This window comes from Shewanella sp. CAL98-MNA-CIBAN-0140 (assembly GCF_040309905.1).
Classification (GTDB): domain Bacteria; phylum Pseudomonadota; class Gammaproteobacteria; order Enterobacterales; family Shewanellaceae; genus Shewanella; species Shewanella psychromarinicola.
In genome coordinates this window covers 152519-175406 of sequence record NZ_JBEOPI010000003.1, presented here as the reverse complement: position 1 = coordinate 175406, position 22888 = coordinate 152519, and the positions used below count along the sequence as shown (strand labels likewise).

14 protein-coding genes, 1 other RNA gene and 1 pseudogene are annotated in these 22888 nt (G+C 43.0%); 1 reads left to right on the top strand and 15 read right to left on the bottom strand.

What is annotated here, in order from left to right:
• Positions 1-6 precede the first annotated feature (6 nt).
• From ltrA to AAEY93_RS02900, 9 genes and pseudogenes are all read right to left on the bottom strand, one after another.
• Positions 7-1475: pseudogene (gene ltrA / locus AAEY93_RS02940) on the bottom strand (group II intron reverse transcriptase/maturase).
• A gap of 1077 nt (positions 1476-2552) precedes the next feature.
• A complete protein-coding gene (panP, locus tag AAEY93_RS02935) occupies positions 2553-4193 on the bottom strand; it encodes a pyridoxal-dependent aspartate 1-decarboxylase PanP (RefSeq protein WP_351074860.1) in 1641 nt (546 codons plus the stop codon).
• Between the two features lie 361 nt (positions 4194-4554).
• Positions 4555-5724 carry a glycerate kinase family protein gene (locus tag AAEY93_RS02930; protein WP_351074858.1) on the bottom strand — a complete coding sequence of 390 codons (1170 nt, stop codon included), beginning with the start codon at positions 5722-5724 and terminating at the stop codon, positions 4555-4557.
• Between the two features lie 20 nt (positions 5725-5744).
• Complete coding sequence (locus AAEY93_RS02925) at positions 5745-7103, bottom strand: GntP family permease (RefSeq protein ID WP_101030278.1); 1359 nt, start codon at positions 7101-7103, stop codon at positions 5745-5747.
• A gap of 130 nt (positions 7104-7233) precedes the next feature.
• On the bottom strand, positions 7234-8391 hold the full coding sequence (locus tag AAEY93_RS02920) for a sugar diacid recognition domain-containing protein (RefSeq protein WP_124013407.1): 1158 nt from the start codon (positions 8389-8391) through the stop codon (positions 7234-7236).
• Positions 8392-8754: 363 nt separating this feature from the next.
• The gene (locus tag AAEY93_RS02915; protein WP_351074855.1) at positions 8755-10851 is read right to left on the bottom strand and encodes an MtrB/PioB family decaheme-associated outer membrane protein; all 2097 of its coding nucleotides are present in this window, start codon (positions 10849-10851) and stop codon (positions 8755-8757) included.
• Between the two features lie 12 nt (positions 10852-10863).
• Positions 10864-11850 carry a DmsE family decaheme c-type cytochrome gene (locus AAEY93_RS02910; protein WP_124013405.1) on the bottom strand — a complete coding sequence of 329 codons (987 nt, stop codon included), beginning with the start codon at positions 11848-11850 and terminating at the stop codon, positions 10864-10866.
• 96 nt (positions 11851-11946) lie between these two features.
• The gene (locus tag AAEY93_RS02905; RefSeq protein WP_124013404.1) at positions 11947-13911 is read right to left on the bottom strand and encodes an OmcA/MtrC family decaheme c-type cytochrome; all 1965 of its coding nucleotides are present in this window, start codon (positions 13909-13911) and stop codon (positions 11947-11949) included.
• A 287-nt stretch (positions 13912-14198) separates the two neighbouring features.
• Positions 14199-16373 (bottom strand): OmcA/MtrC family decaheme c-type cytochrome, encoded by a 2175-nt coding sequence (locus AAEY93_RS02900; RefSeq protein WP_351074852.1) that lies wholly within the window; start codon positions 16371-16373, stop codon positions 14199-14201.
• 602 nt (positions 16374-16975) lie between these two features.
• On the opposite strand from AAEY93_RS02900, the gene ffs reads away from it, so the two are divergent.
• Positions 16976-17073: signal recognition particle sRNA small type (ffs, locus tag AAEY93_RS02895), an RNA gene on the top strand.
• Positions 17074-17276: 203 nt separating this feature from the next.
• On the opposite strand, the gene AAEY93_RS02890 is transcribed toward ffs, so the two are convergent.
• The 6 genes from AAEY93_RS02890 to dinG form a co-directional block, all read right to left on the bottom strand.
• Positions 17277-17582 (bottom strand): late competence development ComFB family protein, encoded by a 306-nt coding sequence (locus AAEY93_RS02890; protein ID WP_124013402.1) that lies wholly within the window; start codon positions 17580-17582, stop codon positions 17277-17279.
• A gap of 109 nt (positions 17583-17691) precedes the next feature.
• Positions 17692-18600 carry a histone deacetylase family protein gene (locus AAEY93_RS02885; RefSeq protein ID WP_164839465.1) on the bottom strand — a complete coding sequence of 303 codons (909 nt, stop codon included), beginning with the start codon at positions 18598-18600 and terminating at the stop codon, positions 17692-17694.
• Between the two features lie 2 nt (positions 18601-18602).
• On the bottom strand, positions 18603-19301 hold the full coding sequence (locus AAEY93_RS02880) for a DUF2057 domain-containing protein (RefSeq protein ID WP_124013400.1): 699 nt from the start codon (positions 19299-19301) through the stop codon (positions 18603-18605).
• Positions 19302-19310: 9 nt separating this feature from the next.
• Positions 19311-19973 (bottom strand): primosomal replication protein, encoded by a 663-nt coding sequence (locus AAEY93_RS02875; RefSeq protein WP_101030287.1) that lies wholly within the window; start codon positions 19971-19973, stop codon positions 19311-19313.
• Complete coding sequence (locus tag AAEY93_RS02870) at positions 19970-20743, bottom strand: TSUP family transporter (protein WP_124013399.1); 774 nt, start codon at positions 20741-20743, stop codon at positions 19970-19972. The genes AAEY93_RS02875 and AAEY93_RS02870 overlap by 4 nt, the downstream gene beginning before the upstream one ends.
• 8 nt (positions 20744-20751) lie before the next feature.
• On the bottom strand, positions 20752-22827 hold the full coding sequence (gene dinG / locus AAEY93_RS02865; RefSeq protein WP_101034627.1) for an ATP-dependent DNA helicase DinG: 2076 nt from the start codon (positions 22825-22827) through the stop codon (positions 20752-20754).
• Positions 22828-22888: the final 61 nt, after the last annotated feature.

Here is a 22888-nt window from a genome sequence, read left to right as displayed (position 1 = left end):
AGCACCCTACATCGCAGCCAAGACAGGTTCGAACCATGAGTTTCTACCTTCCTTTGCCCGCTTACGCGTACCTAAGTAAGCTGCATATTCGGGGTCGTAAGGTGTCGCTGCACTCCTGATTTTCACATGTCTTTGTATTACCGTTTGAGCTATTTGGACAAGGTTAAACCGACAATCCATGTTCGCTATTTTCTGCCAACCATGAAATTGCCACTGTCCCTTACCATCCAAATAATATTTACGCCTCACCCAGTCTTTACTTTTAGACGGATGACGCCTCACTGCCCAACGCCATAACAACCAGAAAAGTTGATGGCCTACATAACCGAAAACTTGCTTAGCAACACAATGGCGATAATAGTTCGCCCATCCCCTCAGTTTCGGATTCAGTATTTTGATTAAATCGTTAACAGGTATTGTGGGATGTTTTCTGATGAATTCTCGCAGATTGCTCAAAAATGACAGGACGTTGCTCTTGCTCGGTTTAATGAGCAGTTTGCCGTTATACTTTCTGATATTGAAACCCAGAAAGTCGAAACCATCATTGATATGAGTAATGTGCGTTTTTTCTTCAGAGAGTGTTAAGCCCCTTTCCTGTAGAAAGCCAATCAGTTGCGGCTTGATGTCATTAACGAGCACTTCCTTCGAAGAACCTGTGATAACAAAATCGTCTGCGTATCCGATAAAGTTGACCCTATTCCCTGTTTTACAGGCAATAGACTTAACTAATTGCTCTAACCCAGCCAGCGTGAGTAACATAAGCGTAGGGGAGATTATCCCACCTTGCGGTGTTCCTTCTGCTGTTTTATAGAACAATCCTTTATCAACATAACCACACCCAAGCCATTGTTTCAGCATTCGCTTATCTAATTGAATGTTGTCGATGAGCCATTGATGACCAATCTTATCGAAACAGGCTTTAATGTCACCCTCAAGAACCCATTGGCTAGAGCGCTTCAGACACAAACATTTGAAGCACTGGGCAATTGCATCTGCAGTGCTTCGGTTAGGTCGAAAGCCATAGCTATTGAGGTCGGCTACCGTTTCCGAAATAGGCTCCAAGGCGAGAAGATGGAGCGCTTGCTGTGCTCTATCAGTCATGCATGGGATCCCTAATGGTCTGAGTTTGCCGTTTTTCTTGGGGATATAGATCCGCCTGAGAGGTTTGGCTTGATAAGCCTTTCGACTCAGTTGTTTAACCGCTGTCATGCGACGAGCATCGGTGTTCCATGTGATGCCGTCTATTCCCGGTGTTTTGCTGCCTTTGTTTCGTGATACTCGTTTAACAGCAAGTAGTTTTGCTGCTCGCGAGTGAGTAACCACTGCAAGGCTTTCGCCTTACCGTGTTTACCTTCTCTAGTTGCCTTTGCAATACGCATTTGAAGCTTTAATACCAGCTTTTCAACTGCTTTCCAGTCAATGGATTGCCACTGAGCACTGTCAGAAGATGCACTAATTTCATTTGAAATCATCATTTGCGTTTCTCCTTGAATAAAGTTCTTCAAACTCTCTTGCAACGGGAGACCAGCTAGAAGTGGGCTCACTTTCGTGCCAGACATTTGTCTGTATCTGCGTCATTACAACACAACCTTGGCTTTCTCCAGCCTCCTATACCTGCATCACTATCGGCTCTCTTCGCAAACAGCTTTCCCAGTTGGGAGTGATACAGGCTTACCCTGTTCCGTATGCCGTGCAATGTCAGGGTAGACGCCCGCAATAGTGCGGAGAGCATTTCGATCACGAAAGGGCATCGGATAATCCCTTTCCAGCTCCCATGCCATTTTGGCCACAGCGTATAAACCACTTCCGCTGCTTCCACAGTAACGCACCTTCCGCGGATTCACATATGTTCGTCGTACTGACTCCCTAGCACTCACCCGATTGTGGTTATCAGGAGGAGCGTCCTCTCACGATTCAGCTCCCGCTCAGTATGGTACTGAACTTTGTTACGTTGTCAGGCCCGCTACTTTATTCAGAGCCTTAGGGTCATCTGGTGATACAGATGGTTCACTCAAAGCGGTGAACAGCGCTTCATACGACTTCACGTCGCACACCCGATTTGTGGTTATCAGGAGGATCGTTCTCTCACGATTCAGATCCCATTCGGTATAAAACCGAATTTCGTTACATTGTCAGAGCCGCTACTTTATTCAGAGTCTTAGGGGCATCTGGTGATACAGATGGTTCACTCTTATCGCGGTGAACAGCGCTTCATACGACCTCAGGTCGCACGTCCAAAAATGAGTTAGCTGATTATTTTTTATCATGTTCTTGTATAGATTTCACCTCCAGACAACCATGAGGTTAAATCGAAGATAGTTAAATCATCTGCACTAAGATCGCTCATTCACATCCCTGTGATCGCGACATTCGTTACGTCCTGTAGATCACCTGCTGCAGGCAATGAGTAATAATGAAGCTGCGTTATCAATCAAACTTAACCAATGCCAAATAAGCTGAGTTAATCAATATCTCAAACACATTTCTGATTTGTAATGAATAACGCAACTTATTTAATATGAGTGCTTAACCTGAGCACTTTTAAGCTAACACTATAACGCCAACAGCTGGGGTAAATATTCGCTGTCTAATGCTGCTATCTCAACTTGTTCTGTCAGTACGTCGTGCAAAATCTGATGGCTGGTTAACGGGTTGGCTAATACCACTCTAAATACCGTCGTCTGTTGGCGGAAGTATTTTGCCGGTTTAATCCGTGTGCGTGATACAAATGATTTACCTTGTTCACGTTGATGCTTTTGAATAAATTGCGTTAATCCATCCAGTAGTTCGTTGATTTTTGCAACCAATTCAGTGTCGTGGTTTGATATGGCTGTCGTTAATATTGCTTGTACCGATGCCGGCACATAACGATAGGTCAGCAAACACAACTCTGGGACGGTGACGAGTTCAAAATCCACATGTCGGTCGATAATTGAAGCAAAATAACGGGCTTTTTCTAGGCTGTTATTGATGAGGATTTCATAACCATCACGACCAATGATCTGCAAGCAAGCATGCACGAGCATTGCCATGCCTGGGCGAGAGCCTTCTAGCGTTTGACTGCCTAAATCTTTTGAACCCACGCGTAAGATATATTCAGCATGATGCACAATGGCTTTGGCCAGTTCTGGGTCTTTAAACAACACCATGCCGGCACCCATTGGAACATACATTTGCTTATGAGCATCGATAGTGACAGAGTCTGCTAACTCAATGCCGTTAAGCAGGTGACGATATTTATTGGATAATAAACTGGCGCCGCCCCAAGCGGCATCAACATGAAAATGGCAATTTAACTCGCTGGCTAAAGCGGCTAACTCAGTTAATGGATCGACATTACCGGTTTCGGTCGTGCCGGCTACGCCCACAATAGCCATCACTTTAATATTCTGCTGTGCCAGTTTAGCCGCGGTCTCACGCATCGCGACAACATCGACTTTATGATGTTCATCCGTTGCGATGCTAATGATATTATCTCGGCCAATACCTAATAAGTCTGCGCTCTTACCCAAAGAATAATGCCCCCGATCGGACACTAAAATGGCAAGGTCATCATAGCCATAAAAGCGAAGTGCTTTAGTCATTCCTTCACGAGTAATACCTTTAAATTCGCCGCTAGGTTGTAATAAGCGGTTTCGGGCAATCCACAGTGCGGTAATGTTAGCAACGGTGCCCCCTGAGCAAAATGCCCCGAGCGAATGATTAGCGCTGTGCATCCATTGATGATAAAAATCATCTGATTGTTGATACACCAAATGATGCATCATGCCTAATACTTGGCGCTCTAACGGAGTAAAAGCTTTTGATGTCTCGATTTTAACCAGATTTTGGTTCAGTCCCACCATGATCTTCGACAATGGCAACACAAAATAAGGTAATGCTGAGGTCATATGACCAATAAAACTGGGCGCCGCGGTATGGACTGAATGCGCGACTAAATTTTGCATGATTTCGTCTGCATAATCAGAGACAAATTTAGGATCGGAGGGGATCTGATAAGCGTTAAAATCGGTTTCAATTTCTGAAAGAGGCTTTTCCAGTGCGGCGATGCTGTTGCCTAAAAAACCAGCAAGGTCTTGTGACAATTTCTGCTCAATAATGCTCAACGTCGAGGTTGAAGCTTCAGGCGCGGTAAAAATGCGCAGTAAACTGTCTTCTGAAGCGCTTGCTTTACGGGGGATTTTCGAAGTCATTTTGCTTGCCGTAATGATGAAAACTCCATCCTGTTAGCGTTGACTGATGCTTTACGATTAACGCCGCACCTTCAGGATGAAATGAGGGTGCTAACTTTACTGTATGGCTGGTTCCGCTTCAAGTATTTATCGTGTTATTGCTGATGATTAAGTTCAATAAATTCCCGCAGCGTCTTAATTTTTGTGGTCGAATTCGGTTCGTGGTATACGTGTTTAAATCGCTAGGTAATGTGTGCCCCTTTAGTGACGCTGCGTTAATACCTTGCAAAGCCGCCGCAAAATGGTCAGTAGTCCCTAGGGTACAGCATGTTAGCATTACATATACGGCACAAACACCTGTGGGTATTTGTGCCGTATATGATTACTTTTTAGTAAATGAAAGCGATAAAATAGCAGCAATATTGCGGGCAGTATTAGTGAGATTAACTTGTGCTTCAGATAATACTTGTTCTAATGGTTGTAGCGCAGGGATGATCGGGAAAATAGCATGCATGCCTTGGGCTAAAATAGCATCTGCATTTGGGCCAAGACATCCGGAAATACCAATAACGGGAACATTTTGTTGCTTAGCGACATTCAATACTCCCATTGGGGTTTTACCAAATACTGTTTGACCGTCAATGCGGCCTTCACCCGTAATGACTAAGTCGGCATTGTGACAATATTGTGCCAGTTTAACGCTCTTAGTGACGATATCGACCCCAGGTTTTAAGGTTGCGTTTAAGATTGTCATTACGCCAAACCCCATGCCTCCAGCGGCGCCGGCACCTGGATGTAAGCGACAATGAGCATCAATGGATTGGCTCAGCTGTTGGGTTATGGTGTGTGCAAAATGGCTTAGCGCTAGGTCGAGTTGCTCAATCATCTCTGTTGTCGCCCCTTTTTGAGGACCAAAAATCGCACTAGCACCTCGAGGTCCGCATAACGGGTTATCGACATCACACGCGACTTCGATAACACAATCCTTAATAGCAGGATGGAGCAATTGAACATCTATATGATGCAATGTGGTCAGCGCAGCGCCTCCAAAAGGTAATGGCGTCATAGCTATATCGCTTAGTTTTACGCCTAAGGCTTGCATCATTCCTGCGCCAGCATCATTAGTCGCGCTGCCGCCAAGGCCAAGGATAATGTGCCTAATCCCACGGTTTAATGCATCGGCAATTAACTCACCCGTACCAAAACTGGTGGTCAACAACGGATTACGTTGGGTTAACGGCACATGGTGTAAACCAGAGGCGGCGGCCATTTCGATAATAGCGGTTTGGTTTCCAGTCTCGTTAAGTTGTCCTAACACGCCATAAAATGCGTTAACAGGTGATCCTAAAGGGCCTGTTACTGTTAGGTTAATAATTTGCCCTTGTGTGGCATCGACCATAGCTTGTACCGTGCCTTCACCGCCATCGGCCATTGGCACTTTACAATACTGTGCATCAGGGAAGATAAGCTTAAAGCCTTGTTCGATGGCATTGGCCACTTCAAGCGCGCTTAAGCTTTCTTTAAATGAATCAGGTGCAATAACGATTTTCATAGAAGGCTCTATTTAGTAAGTTACAGTAAAAATAAGCTTAGCAGGTAAACAGTGATCATCGCCGTGATCCCTTGGACCAAGGTTGCCATTGTTTGGGCTCGGTAAGCTTGCTTGACACTCATATGACTAAACTGAGTAACAACCCAGAAGAAACTGTCATTAGCATGAGATACGGTCATTGCGCCTGCACCAATGGCCATTACCGTGAGTACGCGGCCCATTTCGGAGGCTAAACCAATATCGCCTAATAATGGTGCCACTAATGCAGATGTTGCAACTAATGCGACAGTGGATGAACCTTGCGCTGATTTGAGTGCGGCAGCAACGATAAAGGGCATAAAAATACCGACGCCCAAAGCCGATAAACTGCTGCCTAAAAAAGCACCAATTTCAGTGGCTTTTAATACTGCGCCAAATGCACCGCCAGCACCGGTGATCAATAAAATAGGCGCGGATACCACTAAGCCTTGGCTAATACGTTCGCTAAATTCTTTGATTTTCTGGTTACTCTTTAGCAGAGGTAAAGATAAAAATAAGCCAATCATTAAGGCGTTAACAGGTTGTCCTAAAAAGACTAATAAATTAAATAACCCCTGTTCATCAAGCGGTTTTGAAGGGAAGTTAGCCACTGTTCCTAAACAGATAAAAATAATAGGCACAAAAATAGGCGCAAATGCTTTGAGGGGGCTGGGTAATTCGCCGTATGTCTGCTTCAGATCGTCAAAGTCTGGTAGTTGTGCATTAAGTTCTTCAGCACCTTCGCCGTCAGGTTGTTCGTTGGCAAAACGGTTAGCCCATAGCATACCTGCAAAAGCGGCTATAGCAGCAACAAACACACCGACAGCAATGACCAGTCCTAGTTGTGACTCAAGCCCTAGATTGCCCGCCGCTGCGATAGGACCCGGGGTAGGTGGCACAAAGGTGTGAGTGGCATATAATCCCGTTGCTAGCGCGACACTCATGGCTACTTGCGACACTTTCATCCGGTTAGCCATCGATTGTTTCAATGAATTTAAAATAACAAAACCAGAATCACAGAAAACCGGGATCGACACCAAATAACCAATCATTGACATGGTTAGGGTTGGAAAGCGCTGGCCAAACAGTTTAATGACAACATCTGCCATGGTAATTGCCGCGCCGCTTTTTTCGAGAATAGTACCAATAATGGTACCTAATACAATAACTAATCCGATATAGCCTAAAATGCCACCAAAACCGCCAGTGATGGTTTTCGCTATTTCATTGCTGGGTAAGCCATAGGCAAACGCCGTTAAAAACGACGCTAAAATAAGGGTTAAAAAAGGGTGTAGTTTGAATGTAGAAGTGGCGATGACGATGAACGCAATCACGCCGAGTAAGATCAATATTAGTCCCATAGAATACTCGTTATTTATTTTTATTAGAATGGTTTAGTGACCCATCATAGTAGACTATTACCGATAAATTACTTTATTCATCCGCACTGATAAATGCATTATAAGAGACATTTTTTGTGCTAATGCACAGTTAAGTGTTGGGCTGATGGATGAGCTGACCTAAATAGAGACTCAGTAATCCATTAAAACTGTGTAAATCGATATTGGTGATGGTTTGAATTTTATCTAATCGATAACGTAATGTATTTCGATGTATAAACAAACTGTTAGCACAGGTTTGTATGTCACCCATATGTTCAAGATAAGCGGTGAGTGTTTTTTGTAATTGTTGATTCTTGTCCACTTCAATGAGTTTCAGGTAGGGTCCGGCAAGCGCATTACCTCGCCAGTGTTGACGTAAGCCTGATAAAAGCACCTGTAAGCTGTAATCCTGGTATAAATATTTACTTTTTGTTGGGTGTAATTTTTTGCCAATATCCATGGTTTCTTTGGCGGTGCGGTAAGAGTAACTGATGCCTAAATCACCATTGAAATAATGGCCCAATGAAATATGTAGGCTCAATTGCATGTTTGCTGGCAAGCGTTTGAGTAATTTGTTGATGCGTTGATTTTCAAGTTCAGGGTCAAATTGTTTACCGTCTAAAAACGCGGGTTTTAAAATAACTAATTGGGTTAACGAAGTCATCGCAATTAAATTATCTCGTACAGGATGCTGTAATAAAGACAGTACTTGTTTTAACGCTTGATTATCTTGTTGGTACATGGGGTTATTACTGTCGAGTTCGATGATAGCGGCCACTCGAGGTAAGCTCAAATCGATACCTAATTGTAATGCCCATTGCTTTAATGAAGGTAAGTCTTGTTCGGTGGCATGAATAAGCTGTGAAATAAACTCTTCTTTTTGACGATTTTGCCATTGTAGTTGTTCTTGCAAATTAGCTTGCTCGACAATCATTTCAGCGGTCATTTTAAGCAGCTCGCCATAATGACTTAATGTGCCTGGTTCGCCCGTAATACCGATAACGCCGACAACTTGACCTTGATAATGCAATGGTAAATTAAGTCCAGGTTTTACCCCTTGTAGATTTGAGGCAATAGTTTGACTGATCTCAACGTTGCGATTTTGGCTGATAGCCAATAATGCGCCCTCATGTACGGTGCCAATTCGATCGACTTCGCCCGATCCCAATATAACGGCTTGAGCATTCATAACATTGATATTATGGCCAATAATTTTCATGGTCCGGTTGACAATTTTAGCCGCAATTTGGGTATCAATCTGAAACATGAAGTTCTCTAAGCAATAAATATCAGTACTGAATGATACCTGATGTTGGTCAGGTATTGGGAGGCTGTTGACCCACAAATGTGTTCAAAAAGTAAAAAGAAGGGCGCATCTTGTGAGATAAAGACGAGGTAATAGAGATGAAGAACAAGAAAGATAAACATTAGTTTGCCCAAACTCAATCTCAAGCCATGCACCTTGTTAATGCAATGTTAGCAAAGGCCTGGTGGCAAGTTTTTATTCAATCAAGTATTCGCGAACATTTTCCCATCCATGGATTATCTGAAGTGATATAAAAACGCCAACCTGGATAAGGTTGGCGTAATGTGCAGTGTGAGTGAACCCGTTATAGGACGGTTATTTCACTTACAGAGTATAACGGACGTTAAGCATAATCATGTGTGCAGTATAATCATGCTGTAAGTTGCCTAAACTCATCACGTTCCAAATGGTATCAGGTTCGATATCATTGGCATCGTCATTATCAAGGTACTTTTCCATTTTGTAGTCTATGCGTAAGGACATTTTGTCTGTCGCTTGATATTGTGCATAGACATTAATGTTATGTACTTTGGCAAAATAGTCACCGTAGTCACCACTAACACCTTGTCTGACTTGGGTAGTACTGTCTGAGTCAGAGTAGGTATAATCTAATCCTAGGCGTAAACGACTATCCATTAAATTATTGTAACTTAAGCCAGCACCAACGACATCGACCGTGTCTTCAATATCGGCTTGCCAAGTGGCGATACTAACATTAGCACTACCAGATTGAGCTGATTTTATGATTTGATGGTTATAAAATGTATTTATATTAATATCATTATTAATCATGTAGTTAATATTAATATCGTAGTTAGTGTCTTTTGATTCAGTTAAGCCAATTTGAGTGTCGGTATAGTCATCAAACGCGTAGCGTACACCAAAATCTATGTTCAAGTTATCCATAGGTGTGTGGTTGATGCGTGCTTCAACTTGGGTGCGGTCGCGGTCGGCAATGTAATAGCGGCGTAGCAGTGGATTTTGCTCTGCCGATGACGATTCAGATGCTAGATATTCAGAACCATCTCTTTTGCTGAAACTACCTTTAAGCCACATATCCCACATATCCCACATATCAAAACTATTAAGGCGTAAACGCGCCCAAACGTTATTGTCGTCAGTGGTTTCTCTGCCTTGATTACTGCGCTCGTCTCGTCTGAAGTCATAACCTGCATCAAGCTTAATATCATGACTAATACGATAGTCGGTTGATAATTTGGCTCGATGGGAAGTGTGATCATAAGGGGTGTTGTACACCACTTTGCCGGTTACATCGTTAATACTAATTTGGGTCCATTGCTCAATTTGGGTATTGTTTTCTCTGTCGTTATAATCATAACTGCCAGTCAGACGCCATGCACGACTCAGTTTGGTTACCGCTTTCAATGTCATGCCGGCGATGTCGACTTTGGCATCAATACTGTCAGCTGGTAATGAATAGCTATAACCTAAGCTGGTTAATTGCTGATCTTGGGTCATTTGGCCTAAGCGTAAGCGACCACTCAAGCTAGTGATGGAATCGTTATATTGGCCCATTAGTGAAATAGTATGGGCTTCGTTATCGGGGTCGAGTGCAATGTAACCTCGGGTTTGAGCCCCAAAAGTGGGATTAAAGGCACTGTCAAAGCCAAGCTGTTGGTGGTTATTACTAAACACAGAACCACTGTAGTTTAAGCTGGTAAACCAATTATCACCGCGCAGTTTAATCCCGGCGTTTAAGATGTCTGTGGTGTAATCAACCGGCTCTGCCAGCATCATAGATTGATTGAAGAAACTGCCTGAAGCAATTTTGGTTCCAGTTTTCTCTTCGCGCTGAAAATTGACGTAGGTCGTGAATAATGATTCGGTTTGATATTCAAAGCCTATACTAGCCAGTTCACGTTTTAGTGACAGTTCAAATGGGGTTAAACTGTTATATAACATTGGCATGTCTGAACTTGCACCCGCGGTTACCCAATCACCCGCTAGTGTCAGGTTATCGCTGCCGATATTTTGATAAGGGCTCAATGCATTGTTGCTTTGATAAGTTGCAATGGATCGATAGCCTAGATTGAGGCGATATAATCCAAGTTTACCGGCATCAATCTCCATTCGACCGTTGTCCATGCCCATGTTATTTGCGACAACTTTTGCTTGGTAGCCATTGTCACCTTGATACTTTATATCGGCATCAACTTTACCCGCGGTTTGATTGCTGCTATTAAATGCATTGGCTGATTGAATATCGTCTTCACTGTTGTAACCAATACCAACACCGACAGTTCCTGTGGTACCTGTTTCGACAGCACAAGCCTTACAATTCCAAGCATCATATTTAATATTGTCGGTTTTAGCATTTGCTAGGCCATAACCATCAGCCATAAGGCTAAAGCTGGTGCTAGTGAGTAACGCTAAGGTGATGATGTTTAATTTAGTGTTCATAATATTAGCTCCTTAGCGCTGCAGTAACTTACCAGACGGATGGTTTGAACCATGTACTTGGCTGTGACAATTCAAGCAGCTACGCCCGCCAGTAAAGGCATTACCATTTACCGTTGAGCCCATGTCGGTGTTGCCTAGATAAGCATTGCTTGTATGATTGTCACTCGCATGACATTGCTGGCACAGTTGTGGCGCGCGAGTTTTGAGCATGGCGTCGTTTACCGAACCGTGAGGATTATGGCAATTGACGCAATTTTCGGTGACGGGTGCATGCTCCCACAGCTTTGGGCCGCGTTTCTCTGCGTGACATGAATAACAGGTTTCATTCACCGTGGGTTGAACAAGGTCTGCGTCACTCATACTGCCATGGGCGTTATGACAGTCGCTACAGGTCATTTGATTCCATTTCATTGGATGACTTGAACGCTTATTCATGTCGGCTTTTTGTCTGGTGTGACAACTGGTACACACTTCCACTTCAGTTTGCTTTGACAATATAGGGTCGTGTTCAGCGTGCACGCTATGACAAGATGCACATGCCACATCAGCATTGGCGTGATGGCTACTGTCCCATGCAACACGTTCGTCGTCGAGGTGACAACTCATGCACACACTGTTTTGCTTATCTGCGGCGAGTGTAGACGTTGGGCCAAACGTAATCATAGGCTCTTTACCACCCCGATTATGTGATCCCAATGGACCGTGACAAGCTTCGCACTGTAATCCTGCCATTGGACTTTTTGAAGAGTCAATTGAGCCGTGCGCACCCTTAAAGATGGCCATGACTTTTTCTGATCTTTTATGACACATTAAGCAAGTGTCAGCGCCTTTAGTTGAGTATTTTCCTTCGGCGAATTTTTTATCTAACGTGGCTTCAACTTCGGCCGGCGTCATGTTGGCATCCCATTTTGCTGCCTGTACAGGATTCGACACCAACAGCGACGCGGTGAGGCAGAGTAGGGCTAAAAATATTGTATTAATTTGATGTGTGGTCTTCATAAGTAGACTTCCTAATTTGTCCATTTAAATGGTCATTGGTTAATAACATAAGTCATAACATGAGAGAGAAGCAGGGCTTCTCTCTCAATGAACAAATTAAAGTTTCACTTGTGTGTGGTTTTCAATGGTGGGTGCATGGCAGTAGAAACAGGTTTCTAACTGCGCAGCATCATTGGCTTCTTGATAGCTACCATTAACAATTGCGCCACCTTGGAGCTCAACATGTTGTTTAATCTCGTCAAAGCCATGACATGAGGCACATGTCGCCGTGATAGGGGTGGTATAAAGGCCTGCAGATGTGGCTAGTGCACCTTTAACTCTGAATGCATCAAGGTTAAAGTCATTGTGACACTGGGTACAGTCTTTGATAATGCCTTGCTCGCCATGAACACTGTGCAATTTCATTTCAATCGCACCTTGATTAGCACCGGAAGCATAAGTGCCGTCAGGTGTGTGACAAACCACACAAGCATCCAAACCGACAGTGACTTCGCCATTAAGCTCGCGAGCTAATTGTTCGGTCATCACAAAGCCTGCATGGTGACCTTTATGCAACTCAAAGGTGTCGCCATGACAATTATCACACGAGCCAAAATTGACCGAGTCAATGTGACGATAGCTCGGTGCGTTGCCAGAGAAAGTACCTACTGTGAGCTCAGCTTTCATGCTGGTGGTCGCTACGCCGTCAGCGCAATCGATGGCTTGGATACCGTCGTTACACATTTCAAGACCAATAAAGCTAAAGGCGGTATCTGTGTCGCCTGCGCCAAATGGCAGTGATGCAATGTTATAGACCAAGTTACCTGATTCAATCACTACATCAGTTTGTAACAGACCCGCTGTGATAAAGTCTTTACTGATTTTGGCTAAGCCACTACCTGGGCTAGCTTTATATCCCATAATTGGGAAGTTAGGCCCAACGTTAGTGTTTGTTTCAAGACGTTGAATTTTACTGACTAAGCTTGAGGCGTCAATGGCCGTACCGTTGGCATCTAAAATGGTTACCGATAAGGTTGCTGATTTGTCATCAGGGCTGGTTTTATTAGCAGTCAATGTGGCTGTCATGCCATATAAATCGATGAATGCTTTTTTCTGAGTATAAGCCGTAGTGTGTAACTCTTCTGTCCAGTTAGCATTATGGCACGCAACACAATTTGAATTATCAACTTGTTGTGAGTGACCTTGACCGGTTTTAAAGTCAATATCGGTATGACAACTTGAACAGGTTTCCATGGTAGGAATGCGAGTCCAGTTACTTGATTCGCTAAGTTGTTCAGAGTCGACATGACAAGTGGTGCAATTATCTTGCACTATGGCATGTGCTGTTTCAGCACTCTTGTCCATGTTGCGACCATACATTTTGGCATTGTTGTGAACATTATGGATCAAATGACTAAACTCATCTTGAACCTTGTCTTTTTCAATGGCCAGTTCGTTGGTATGGCATGATGTACAGGTTTCTAAATCAGTGTAGCTATGATAAATGCTTTCACCCTTTGCATGGCAGGTATTACAAGTGGCTCCGCTAACAATGTTTTTGGTGTATTTAGCTTCGAAGCCTTCACCGTCAAAATCTTCGCTGATTTCAGTGCGCGGCACACCGGTAACGCCATCTTGCAAGGTGGATGCACTTGCAATGATGTTATAGCGCTGTGTCAGCTCTGGATTAAAGCCTTCAACATTGACATTAAAGCTATAATTTCCATTACCATGATCGGTAAAGGTTTTTTCTGAACCAATAAATTGCCATTGGGCTGAATTACCCGCGCCACTTGCGCCAACAGGAATGAGCTGAACGACTTTTTTAACTTCAAAGTCTTTAAGGCCAGCTACTGGGAGGTCTTGTTCATTTGTCGCAAAGACTTCAATCGTCGGTTTGCCGTCTTGATAAGTGACTTTGGTAATATCTAAGTTCAGCGTGTTAATCGCTGCAGCCGGCTCGCCACTAGGGTTGCCTGGATTACCTGCTTCACCATCATCGCCTCCGCCACAACCTACCATTGTCATTGATGCTGACATAGCAAGTAATAATGCCATTTTTGTGTATTTTTTATTCATCATGTTTTCCCTGCAAAGGTCATCCGTCTAACTTACTGGCAGTATGTTCTGCAATTATCTTATTCAGTTAAGTTGACGTTGGAATTAATTTTCCCAACACTAAGATTACGTTACAAACCGCTACTCGTCTTTAAAGCGAACGTAATTGTGTGATGGCGATCAGCCTATTAATAAAGAGGTATATAAAATACGGAGTTTATTGAGGATTATTGTTGGTACAAAAAAAAAGACCTTAGTAATACACTAAGGTCTTTGGAAGATAAAACGATAATTCTATTTACATTTTAGGGTTAAAAACCGTGTGTTTTAGTGACGCGATCTACTGTATGACAGGTTGAGCATATTTCAGATGCACGATTATGAACATCGCCTTCACTGATCCCATCAATAATACCGCCATTTATCTCAATATGAGACTCGGCGGCGTCAGTAAGATACTTTTGGTGACAACTTAAGCACGCTCCAGTATCTGATGACACCCAAATATCGGCACCCGTTTCGAGGTCGCCATATCGCCACACTCTGTCAGTGGCTCTACCAAGTTCGATCCCATCTGCAGTATGGCAGGTTTTACAGTCGCTTTTTAACACAGTGCCAGACTTAACCCCAGCATACTTGAGGTAATGGCCTTCAGCTTCGTGCGCTTTAAAGGCAAAACTGGTTGATTTTTTGCCACCAGGGTAAGAGTCATCACTCCTAAGGGTCTTATCAGCGGTATGACAGGTTTGGCAATTGACACCATTGTCATAGTGATACACTTCTTGGTTATGGCAACCTTGACAGCTTGCAGTGTTGATAATATTTCGACGCGAGGCTATGGCCTGACTATCATCTACAGCGCTTGCTGCCATGACAAAATGATATGGGCTACTTTTGATTTCCACTGTTTGGACATCATCAGTACTGCACGCGGTCAATTTCACTTCAGGTCTACCGTAACCACCATGGTTATAACAGGCTTTAACCGCAGACCATAGTTCAAAGGTTTTGCCGACGTAATCGGTTGGTAAGGAGACACTATCCCAAACCAGGGTCCAGCTATTGTCTGTGTTGGCGGTACCTTGACTCAACCTAAGACGACGATCATCGTAACTGGCATCGCTATAAGCAGGATAGTTTTTGTCACTGTCCCACGCCATCACCACTCGGCCGCTTTGGTCGATAAACTCAGCCGGGATGACCTGGCCACTTGCGTCAGTAAAGCTGACGTTAGTGCTGAACTTGTTGTCAGCAGTCACAGTAATATCGCTAAAGACCACTTTCATGGTTTGGGTTTCGTTATAAGCTTTCATGACATCGCCATGAGCTTCTTTTGCACTGCGACCATAGCCTTCTTCAACATGGCATGAAGTACAATTTGTGCCGGCACCAACATGGTGCTGAGTCGCTAACTCTGTGTGGCATGCAATACAAGCGGTATCACTTTTATTGGCATTAAACAGCGCGGCATCTTTGGGAGCGTTTGCGCCCTCTACGTGACATGCACTGCAATCCGCAGCGGGTTTTTGCGGGTACATCACGTTACCGTAATTGTGTAATCCGCCGCCATAACCAATCACTTTGTATGGTGCTGCTACATCGCCATCGGCAGTACTGGTTACGCGATCTTGGCCCTTATGAATAGCATGGATCATATAGGTGAAATCGACACTGTTACCGGTTTCAGGATCGCCCGATGTTGCCGTATGACAAGAAGCACAGTTTTCAAGATCGATTCGACGACCGCCATGTAATGCTAAGCTTTCTGGTTGATGGCATGTATAACAAGCTTCAATCGATACCACATCACGTGACGTAATACCTTCGGTTAAGCCGCTTGAAGGTTGAAAGTCGTAATGGGCATTTGCAGTGATTAATGGCTGCTTTAATTCTAAGGTAATACGTTGAGTGTCATCAGCTTGGTAAGTAATACTAATTGGCTCAGTTACTTGAGCAATATTAGTTTGAAAAGTGTATGAGTAAGAGCCATCTTGATTATCGACTAAACAGTCAGCACATTTTGATGCTGCCTCAACCTCAGCCTGATATTGATCCGATGGGGAAATATTGGTTTCACCATCAGGGATCCAACTGGCATTAGCTTGCTTTGTTGTATTGATATAAGACTGCCATTGATAGCCGCGGTCGACTTCAACCTTAGCACCATCAGCACCGACCATTTCCTGTACAGGAGTTAATTGAGCCATGCCAAAACGAAGATCGTGATCTTTTGTTAACCCTAATACCGCAACCCCATTGGCATTTCTAAGGGTAAAGGCAACATTGACTTTTCCATCGACGACAGTGGCGTCGGTAAATGTAGCGTCTAACGTTGATGTTGCATCAATATTGACACCGATAATACCATCTGGACCATCTTCGCCATTGTTACCATCACTGCCTCCACAACCCGATAGCGCTAAAGCTATAAGCCCTGCACTCAATACCGCTTTTGCAGCGGGACTAACTATTCTTGTCTTCATCATGTATTCCCTGCATTTTTTTGTTATCTCGCATGTCACTATCAGATAGATGTGTGCGGATTTTATTTCAATCTTATGTTAGCTAACCTTAACTACTTACTCATTGAATTATGTGTAGAGTTGTGACTAAGATCTGACTATTCCTTTGTGAGTAACGTGGCTTGATAAGAATTAAGTCGGTATTGAGACACAAAGTGACATCATGCCTAAAATCCTAATGTGCGCGGTTGACTCACTTGTGTATAAGTTATTGGGTGTTCGTTTTGGCTAAGTAACCGCAGATAGGAATGAAAAACCATTATCAAAAAATGATTATCAAAAAACATTGTCCTGCTAACGCCCTGACATTCAACTGTAAAATACCGGCTATTGATGTGTTAATTCGCTCTATTAGCAAACAATCAGGCAAGTTTGATATAAAATATTTTGTCCTTTACCTATTTACCTCCGCTATTATCTCTGGTTGAGGTTAAGTATTGTGCAGTTAGGTGGAGGATTGAGAACTAATTAAGATAAAGGCTTGATCAAGCCAATAGGTTAGGGGATAATCTCCCCGTTCTGAGACATAAGCTTTATATTTTATGATCCAGAAGTCAATGGTGACCCTAGGGTCCCCCCGCAACGATAACTTGTGAACTCGGCCAGACCTGGAAGGGAGCAACCGCAGCAAGTGACTCGTGTGCCGGGGTGTCGGCTCTAGGGGAGCCTCCAATACTCCCCGTGTCATTTTTCACCAAATCACCAAATCACCAAATCGTTCAAACGTTAATACTCGTAATCTGCTATTTATAAATCCTTTGATTAAACGAATGATGCCCATATTGGGTCTAACGAATAATTATAGTTATTAAGTATTGATTATTTTATGATTAATGCTCAGTTCTACATCGATTAATACATGTTAGATTATTGTGGCTGTTCGCCCGCGAGTGCTGCGGCTTCTTCTTTTAAACGTTTTTGCAAATTCATTTTGAGGAATTGCCTTGACCGTTCGAGTGCTTCACTTATTTCGGTTTTCATCTGCTGTAGTTCTTGATAATTTTCGAAGAAATACGTATCAACTAAATGGCGAATGTACCTAACGGGTAATTGATTCAATGTGACACAGCATAAGTCTGCCAAGTACTCTTCTGGCAATTCTTCCATTAAGCCTTCATCTCTGAGTATTTCCATTAATAGAACTTCATAATAGTTTCGGATCTCTAATTGCATTATTACGCTCCATTGAGACGGTTTGATGTATCGACATGAGTGTTAATGTCGAGAGTATTGAGGTTAACTCTGTGGTGCATTTTTTGATTGGCACGGCTTAATGCAGTCGTCACCATGATTCATTTGCAGCAATTAATAATTGGCTATGGCGATGAGTTAATTCTGCCTCATTACGACTATAGCCTCCCCCTATGACCGCTGCAAGAGGGATGTTATGCATTTTTGCTATTGATATTACCTGTTTATCTCGAGCGAGAATACCTTGGTTTGAAATAGCAAAATATCCGAGGTCATCATGTTGATGGATATCGACTCCCGCATCATAGATGATCAGATCTGGCTGATGGAGACGGATCAAGTAAGGTAATATTTGTTGAATGTGTTCAAGATAGCGTTTATCGGTACAGCCTTTATCGAGATCGATATCGTGGTCAGATTGCTGTTTTCGGGACGGGAAATTTTGAGCACAGTGGATCGAGCAACTAATGATGTCTGGGCAGCCTTGAGTGAGGGTCGCCGTTCCATCGCCTTGATGAACATCGCAATCAAAAATGAGTACTTTATCTATTTTTCCTGAGTCAATGGCTAATCTAGCTGCGATAACCAAGTCATTGAAAATGCAAAAGCCACTACCATAATTATAGTGAGCATGATGATAACCACCGGTTAAATGAATTGCTATTCCATGTTCAAGCGCTAAGTCGGTACACAAACGGGTACCATTTACCGCGTGTAAAGTACGGGTGACTAATGCTGTACTCCACGGGAAACCAATGCGCCTTTGGGCTTTGTGATCTAAGGTGCCATTGATAAATTGTTCTACATACTGCGGGCAATGTACGCGAAAAAGGGCCTCTTTGGTCATTGGCATCGGAGTATGACGACATTGCTCAATCAACAAGTGATGTTTGAGCGCATGCTGGTATAAATTATGATATTTGGTCGTTGGAAAACGATGGGTACTAGGCAACGCCAGCTGTGAATAGCTGGCGTGATATACAAAAGGGATAGACATCAAGATTAGAGTTGTTTGATTGCCCAGCCCATAAATTCTTTCCGCGTTTTATCATCGGCTTGTAACCACCAATACTGCAGCATTTGTTCGGCTTTTGCCGGACTCGGTTTCTGAGCCGTTGCTGCCGGTACTGGAGTGACATCGGGGGCGCTCATCGTCGCTGTTGCAACGTCTGCGATTACCGGTAATGTTTGTACCGATTGGCTAGCGTTACTCGTTGCTGAAGCCGATAAGGTTTCAATATCATGTTGTTTTTTACTTTGAAACAGACTCGTCATAAATGATTCGTCAGTAAAATCGGTCTGTTTGACACTGTAAGTAACCGACCCATTGTCTTGACGAGTAATGCTAATTTGTGGTTTTTTTGCGAACGCTTTTGGATTTTTGATCACCTTGCCTTCAGCAGCCTGCAACTGGTATTGATGATCGCCATCCACCATTAACGTTAAAATTAAAGGCGTTGATTTTACAAAGGTTTGGCTATCACTAAAGGAATCATCAACCACATCATAATAACGAATAGCAATTTTATGGGTGCCATTGGTTAACGCTAAATCTGATTGGTGGTTGAACATACTGGTTTCAACCTCTGTACCATCAAGCGCTAGATACTCAAAAGACATGGGAATAGTCAAATTAGCGGCTAGAACAGATGATGACGATAACAATGCCAAAAGCGCACTAGTGGTAAATAAAGATTTCATTGTTTCTCCTTAACGTGGGTGAATTTGTCGAGGTCGTTCAAAAAGTTGAATACGCTCTTCTATATAACTGGTTGCTTGTTTACATTTTCCTAAACGACGATGCGTTGATAGGATATCATTTTGCAATTTTATCTTGTCATCACTATGACAGAATTCAAGATTTGCTTCCAATTGTTGTATTTTTTGCTCTATTTTTTTTGCCCAATTTAAATGTTTATTGAGTTCTGCATAGAGTTGATGGCTGTTTTGCATCACATTACTGGCGATCCAACCAAAGCCACTGTCTTGTATTGTTTGTTGTTGTTTTTTAGCATATCGAGCCCGATTACTGGCTTTACGCTGTTGTTCGGATTTAAGATTGATGTCAGTGGTAAGCAAGGCTCTGCGTAACGCACTAAATCGGTCTTGAATCCGATCGCAACTGAGTTGGATAACATTGCTACCCAATTTAAGGAAAAGTTGCTTTTCGAGTTGTTTGATATCTTTACGTAATTGTGTAATGCAAGGGCTTAGTTGAGCACCTTGTTGGGCAAATAACTGACTGTTAAAACGTTCAATATCTTTTAATGATTGACGTTGAGAAGGTGCCAAATTTTGGTCATGAATTAAGGCATCTTGTTCAAGCTGCACGAGCTGCTGTTTTAACATTGAGACTAATTGTTGGGTGTTCATACCCATGCACTCCACGTAAGATGGACTGCTATCGACAATACCATAATAATAAATATTGGTTTAATAAAAGGTATTCCGAATCGAATCGCGCTTCTTGCGCCGATAAATGACCCCGCCATCATGCATACACCCATCCACAAGCCAAGCATCCATTGCACTTGCCCCACCGAGGCAAAGATAATTAATGCTGTAATGTTACTCACTGCTGTCATCACTCGCGCTAAGCCACAACTGTGAAGTAGAGGGAGCTTATGCAGTGAGATAGACGTTACCGTCCAAAAGGCACCAATACCAGGTCCTGCAAAACCATCGTATCCACCCAAAATAAAACCTTGGCTAATCTGTTTGTACTTTGGCGAGCGAGATTTGGGGACAGTTATATTTTTTTCGCCCATGGCTTTGGGGTTCAATAAGGTGTAAATCGCGATACTAATAATCAGCAATGGCAATATTTTCTCTAACCATTTAGCATCAATAAGAAACACTAAACCACAACCTGCAATAGATCCTATCAGTGTGGCAAAAAAGCACGCTTTCCATAATGCAGGAGTAAATAAATGTTGTTTATAAAAGGTGTAACTTGAGGTAAGAGAGCCAAAACAAGCAGCAAGTTTATTGGTCCCTAAGGCTAAATGTGGTGGAATACCGACGGTCAGCAATGCCGGAATAGAAAGAAGCCCACCACCGCCAACTATGGCGTCAATAAAACCAGCAATAATACCGATGACCGCTAATACAGCCCAATGGCTAGGGTCTAATAATAAATCCAACTCAATACCTATTCGATAACACGTCTAAAAGGAGGAAGGGCATCAATTAATGATTTGCCATAACGTTTAGTGACCAAACGACGGTCTAAAATGGTCACTCGGCCATAATCTTGCTCATTTCGTAACAGTCGGCCACAACTTTGGACTAATTTACGTGAAGCATCGGGAATTGTCAGCTGTAAAAATGGGTTACCGCCTTTTACTTTTACATATTCGGCGTGAGCTTGTTCTACCGGTGATGTAGGAACCGCAAACGGGAGCTTGGTGATGATCAAGTTTGTTAAATAGTCTCCCGGTAAATCAAGGCCCTCAGAAAAACTGCCGGTGCCGAAAATAACACTGGGTAGCCCCTCATCACAACGTTTTTTGTGCTGCGTTAATATTTGCTGGCGCGGGATTGCACCTTGAACAAAAAGCTGGTCCTTAGGGATTTTACCTTCGACGAATTCAACCACTTTGTCCATTTGCCAATATGATGCAAACAGCACTAAGGTGGCCATTTCACCATCGATTAATGTCACAATATGTTGTGCCAGTTCGGCGGTGTAATTATCGTTGGTAGGTTCATTAACCATTTGAGGAATGAATAAGGTTGCATTATTCTCATAGTCAAAAGGCGATAGTAAGGCTAAAAAGCGACTGCCATCGTTGATTGATAATCCGACTTGGTGGGCAAAATGGTTGAAGCTATTTAACGCCCGCAGCGTGGCACTGCACAATACCACTCCAGCAGCCTTTTGCCATAACATGGATTCAAGCATAAAGCCGACTTCTATGGGTGATGAACAAAATAAATAATCTTGTTGTTTGCCGGTAATTAACTCCGCCCAACGTGCCATAGGCGCGCCTTTTTTGCTGTCTTCTTTGGCCATCATCTTCCATAGCTTATGTAAGTTATCTAGCCTTTGTAAGATGAAGCCGGTTTCAGACAATAACCCTTCCGACTGATGTTTAGGCACCTCACCATCTTTGATGGCTTCATTTAAGACTGAGACCACTTTATTAAATTGCTTTACCGCGGCGCCGGATGCCGTCGCAAGATTTTCTGCCTGTATTAATAATGATTGCGGTAACTTACCGTGTTCAAAACGAAGCCTAGATTCCGGATTGGCAAATAGCTGGGGTTGAGTATCACAATAATGAGCCACTTGGGTCAGTAAATTGGTTAATTCTGTGGCGTGATCGAGCATCGCTTGAACTGGAGCGATAATATGGGTGGTTTTAAGTTGATTTTGTAATTTTGAACAGGTTTTTGATGCCTTATCTAACCAATCACATGCTCCCCGCAGTGTCGCTTGCGCACTGGAGAAATCTCTGGCAACAAGGGGCAGGTGATGAGCTTCGTCGATGACATAAAACATGTCTTCTGGTTCAGGTAAAATGACGCCACCGCCGAGCTCTAAATCGGCAAATAGCAGGCTGTGGTTAACAATTAATACATCCCAAGTGTCGACATCTTCACGGGCTTTATGAAACGGACAATTATGGTGAGCCGACACTTGACGATGGCAACTGTGCTTATCACAACAAATTTGTTGCCACAAAAAATCAGGAATAGGATGCTCTAAGGTATCGATTTCGCCATTCCAGCGTTTTTGATGAAAATCTTGATGTAATTTTTGTAATTCATTAATTTGACTCTGATCGGGTTTAGTTTGCCACATGGCTATTTGTGAGCTGTCTTGTGCACCAATCATGGCTTCAAGTTTGGCTAAACACACATAGCGTTGACGACCTTTGACTAAACCAAACTTAAACTCAATACCTGATTGTTGTAAAAAATAAGGCAGATCCTTATGCAGTAATTGTTCTTGAAGTGCTACGGTTGCACTGGCAATGCAGACTTTCTTTTTACTGGCGATAGCTAAAGGTATCGTGCCTAATATATAGGACAAGGATTTACCAATACCCGTACCCGCCTCAACCACAATAATACGACGGTCTTTGTCATACTCACCTGCTAAAGTTTTAGAGATTTCCGCTACCATATAGTTTTGTTCGCGACGAGAACGAAATTGCGGCATAGATGCGGCAATTTCTTTATAAATGGTGCGAATTTGACTTTTTATATTATCCGCTAGCATAGGAAGTATGATTTCTACATAGACTGAATTATGCTGTACATAATAACAGTGAATTAGCATG